We start from the raw sequence: 5000 nt of genomic DNA on the forward strand, positions 1-5000 counted from the left end.
CACCCGGTCCCATTCCGAACCCGGTAGTTAAGCCCTTCTGCGCCGATGGTACTGCACTGGTTACGGTGTGGGAGAGTAGGTCGCCGCCGAACTTACGTACAGAAAGCCCCTGAGGGTTGAGCGCCACAAGCGCTCCCCTCGGGGGTTTTCTGCATTCCCGGCCGAACGCCGCCAGCCAAGCGCCCGCCGGCCACACGGCCACCCCCCATCTGCCGGCCAGCCGAACCCCTGGTGCCACCGGGCACCTGCAGGCCGCGGCTCACCACGACTCACTCGATCGAGTGATCAGTGGCCTGATTCGGGCCCCACCCCCTCTAGTAAGTATTTCCATCCGTCTGGATCGGCTGAGAGGGGTCACAAATCCATGGTCATCTTCATCGCGCAATGAGGAAGACGCGTGGGGCGCCGAAGGCTCGTGGCTGCCCGGTACCTTCTTTGCCATGCACAACGAGCAACGCACCGCCCGTCGGTCGGCCGGAGTGGGCAGGACCGCCGACCTCGCCACGAACCCCTTCCGGGTCGACCGCGACCGGGTGGCCAGCTCACCGTTCTTCGCCAGGCTCGGCGGCGTCACGCAGGTCGTCAGCTCGACGGGGTCCGGCCTGCTCGTGCACAACCGGCTCACCCACAGCCTCAAGGTCGCCCAAGCCGCGCGCGCCATCGCGGAGCGGCTGACCAGCCGGCCCGAGCTGACCGCGGTGCTGGAGAAGCTCGGCGGGTGCGACCCCGATGTGGTGGAGGCAGCGGCGCTCGCGCACGACCTGGGGCACCCGCCGTTCGGGCACCTCGGCGAGCAGGTGCTGGATCGGCTGGCGCGGCACCGGTTCGGGTTGCCGGACGGGTTCGAGGGCAACGCGCAGTCGTTCCGCATCGTCACGACCACGGATGTGCGGGGGCCCAAGGCGCTCGGGCTCGACCTGACCGTCGCGGTGCGGGCGGCGATGTTGAAGTACCCGTGGACCCGGCACCAGCCGCTCGACCTCCAGGTGGCGCCGCGTGGTGCGGCGGCGCCGGACGACATGCCGGGCACCGGTAGCTCGAAGTTCTCGGCGTACGTCACGGAGATCAACGATCTGCGGCAGGCGCGGGAGCCGTTCGAGGGGCGGGTGGAGTCGTGGCAGCAGACCGTTGAGGCGAGTGTCATGGACACCGCGGACGACATCGCCTACGCGATTCACGACCTCGAGGACTTCCACCGGGTCGGGGTGTTGCAGCACGCCACGGTCGCGGCCGAGCTCGGGACGTGGCAGGCGCAGGCGCTCGACCTGGCCGGGCTGAGCGATGCGGAGCTGAGCGCGGAGATTCGGATGCCGGGGCGGTCATTGGAGACGCTCAGGCGGCGCATGCACCTCAAGGATTCCTGGGTGATGAGCGACGAGGTGTTCGCGCTCGCGGTGCGCAAGGTCAGCAAGGAGTTGGTGGACGGGTTGCTGGCCGTGCCGTTCGACGGGTCGGTCGAGGCGGAGCAGGCGGTTGCGGGGTTCAGTGCGCGGTGGACCCGGCGGTTGGTCGACGCGGTCGGGGTGATCGAGGAGCCGACGCCGCGGTCCGGGCACGTGGTGCTGGCGGTGGCGCAGTGGCACGAGGTGCAGGTGCTGAAGTTCGTGCATCGGCGGTTCGTGTTGTTGCGGCCGGATCTGGCGTTGCACCAAAGGGGACAGGCGCGGTTGCTCACTTCGCTTGTGGACGCATTGGAGCAGTGGGTCACTGATCGCAGTGAGGCGGATCGGTTGCCGCGGCGGTTGCACGATCTCGTCGAGCTGGCCGAAATGGAGTACGCGGGGCTCGCCCGGACGGAGCCGTCCACATTGGTCGGTCCTACCGGAGAGTTGCCGATCGGGCCCGATTTCGTGCGTGGGCTGGCGCGTGGGCGTGCGGTGGTGGACTTCATCGCGTCGCTGACGGACAACCAGGCCGCGGCGCTGCTGGAAGCGCTTGCCGGGCGAACGGGTCAGTTGTGGACTGACGCGTTCGTGCTGTGAGGTTGTGGCCGGAAGTTGTTCTGTGAAGTGTGGTTCTGTGAAGTGTGATTGTGTCTGCTAAGTGAGAAGTAGCCCAATCGGATGCTGACTGTGATCAGGCATGCACCATACGTTGACCGCTCGGCCGGGATCATCCGGCCGCAGGCCGCGTGCCCAGGGGGATCAGTCCAGGGCACGCCAACGTTCGGGGGAGAGACCCTGTGCGCCGATCTCGAAGAGGCACGTCCTTAGTCACCGCGGGTACAGCTGTTCTTCTGGCCGCACTCACCGTCGTCACGCCGGCGTCCGCAGATCCGGTCAAGGCGTCGAAGTCCATCACCGACCGCACCGCGGCCCAGATCGCCGCGTTGCAGAGCATCAAGAAGTCGCTCACCCCGGCTGAGTCCAAAGTGGACAGCGCGCTCGTCGTGGAGGCGCGCAAGCGCACCCAGGCGGGGACGATGAGCTCCCTTCCGCAGGTGCAGACCGGCGTTGCCGTGACGCCGCGGTCCACCACCCTTGTGGACATCCGTGCCAAGCAGTACTCCGAGGACCTGGTCAACGCTGTCCGCGCGGTGGGCGGACAGATCCGGGCAGTGTCCCCCGAGCATCGCACCGTGCGCGCGGAGGTTCCGGTCGCCAAGATCGCGGAGCTCGCAGGACGCACGGACGTCTCCCGCGTCGAGCCGGGCAGCGACGCGATGACGCAGGACGTGAAGAACAAGCGGGACAACAAGAGCCGCAAGGCGGCTCCGTCCAAAGAGGACAAGGCTCGGGAGATCGAGCGCAGGCTCTCCGAGAAGCAGCTGTCCGTGCAGGCGGCCAAGGTCGCCGAGAGCGACAAGGCCCACAGCGCCGAGGCCGCGCGTGGTTCGTTCCACGTGACCGGTGTCGGCGTGAAGCTGTGCGCGCTGTCCGACGGCGTGGGCTCGCTGGCCGTGTCGCAGGCCGCGGGTGAGCTGCCGGCCGTCGACATCCTGCCGGGGCAGGCGGGTTCCGGTGACGAGGGCACCGCGATGCTCGAGATCCTGCACGACCTCGCGCCCAACGCCGAACTCGGCTTCGCCACGGCGTTCAACGGTGACGCGAGCTTCGCCGACAACATCAAGAAGCTGCGCTTCGACCTCGGCTGCGACGTCATCGTCGACGACGTCATCTACTTCAACGAGTCGCCGTTCCAGGACGGCATCATCGCGCGCGCCGTGGACGCGGTGGCGGCGGACGGCGCGGTGTTCTTCTCCAGCGCCGGCAACCAGGGCAACGTCGCGGACGGCACCGCCGGCCACTACGAGGGCCAGTTCGTCGACTCGGGTGTGGGCGTCGGCAAGTTCGCCGGCACCGCGCACGACTTCAACCCGGACCCGAACGCCAAGCAGCTGTTCAACCCGCTGTCGAACTACTCGGGCGACAGCCCCGTGACGCTGCACTGGGCCGACCCGCTCGGCCAGTCGTTCAACGACTACGACCTGTACCTGGTCAACGCCCAGGGCAACGTTGTCACTTTCAGCCAGAACAACCAGGACGGCGCGCAGGACCCGTACGAGCGCCTCAACACCCCGTCGACCTCCACCGGCACGCGTCTCGCGGTCGTGAAGTTCCGCGGTGAGGACAAGTACATCGACCTGTCGCTGTTCGGGGGACGGTTCGCCGACTCCAACGACGGCCTCAAGAAGTTCGTCACGCCGGGCATGACCCGCGGTCACTCCGCGGCCAAGGGCGCGATCTCGGTCGCGGCCGCTCCCGCCGCGGCGGCGCTGCCGTTCGACCTGGAGCCCGGTGACCCGGCCAACCCCAAGGGCCCGTTCCCGGACGCGTTCAACAGCTCGCAGAAGCCGGAGCGCTTCACCTCCGACGGACCGCGCAAGACGTTCTTCGCGCCCGACGGCACGCCGCTCGCCGAGACCCGGCAGAAGCCGGACATCACCGCGGCCGACGGCGTGACCACGTCGGTGCCGGGCTTCGCGCCGTTCTTCGGCACGTCGGCCGCTGCTCCGAACGCCGCCGCGATCGCCGGCCTGATCCTGTCCGGCAACCCGACGCTGAAGCCCGCCGAGGTCAAGGAAGCCCTTGTCGCCACGGCGATCGACATCGTCGAGTCCGGTGTGGACAATCGCACCGGTGCCGGCATCGTGATGGCCGACAAGGCGCTCGCCTACACGGGTGCGTCGCCGCAGGCGCTGGCCCGCGCGCAGAAGCCGACGATCGTCAACGACGCCGACGGCAGCCAGTACCTCAAGCCGGGCACCACCGCCACGGTGACGGTGCCGGTGGCCAACAACGGTGACGGCTCGGCCGCGTCGACCTCGGTCGTGCTGTCGACCCCGACCGCCGGTGTGACCATCGCGCCGCGTTCGAAGTACTACGGCAACATCGACGTCGGCCAGACCGTCAGCAACACCTTCAAGGTGACCGTGCCGGCCTCGGCCGCGCTCGGTTCGGCGGTCAAGCTCGACGCCAAGGTGACCTACGCGGGCGCGACCTCGCCTACCACGGCGTCGTTCAACTACCGCGTCGGTGAGCCGTCGCGTGAGTTCAAGACGTTCGCCTACACCGGTGCGCCGGTGGCCATCCCGGACAACGACCAGACCGGTGTCTCGGTCTCGTTGCCCGTCACGGGTGTCGGCGGCGCGTCGAACCTGAAGTTCTCCGTGGACGGCGCGACCTGCTCGACGACGGAAGGTGCCACCACGGTGGGCATCGACCACACCTTCGTCGGTGACCTGGTCGGCACGCTGACCTCGCCGTCCGGCAAGTCCGTGACGCTGTTCTCGCGGGCGGGCGGCACCGGCAACAACATCTGCCAGGCCGTGTTCGACGACTCGGCGACGAAGTCCTTCTCCTCGGCGCTGGCCGCGGACGCGCCGTTCACCGGCTCGTGGAAGGCGGGCAGCACGCTGTCGTCGCTGCTGGTCGACTCGGCGGACGGCACGTGGACGTTCAAGGTCGCCGACGTGGTGGGCTCGGACCGCGGTTCGATCCGCTCCGTGACCCTGCACGTCGCCGGCTGGGTGTGACGAGCTAGCTGACAAAGAGAAGGCC

At 68.5% G+C, this 5000-nt stretch carries 2 protein-coding genes and 1 rRNA gene; all 3 read left to right on the plus strand.

The genetic code is table 11. The annotated features are described in order from the left end of the window. A 5S ribosomal RNA gene (gene rrf, locus ACWGE0_RS45515) occupies positions 1-92 on the plus strand; the annotation flags it as partial. Positions 93-440: 348 nt separating this feature from the next. Beyond that, entirely contained in the window at positions 441-1982 is a 1542-nt protein-coding gene (locus tag ACWGE0_RS45520; RefSeq protein WP_452267070.1) for a deoxyguanosinetriphosphate triphosphohydrolase family protein, read from the plus strand. Between the two features lie 200 nt (positions 1983-2182). Beyond that, positions 2183-4975: a S8 family serine peptidase gene (locus ACWGE0_RS45525; protein WP_452267071.1), complete on the plus strand. Its 2793-nt coding sequence runs from the start codon at positions 2183-2185 to the stop codon at positions 4973-4975. The last annotated feature ends 25 nt before the right edge of the window (positions 4976-5000 follow it).

The sequence above is a fragment of the Lentzea sp. NPDC054927 genome (genome assembly GCF_053610285.1).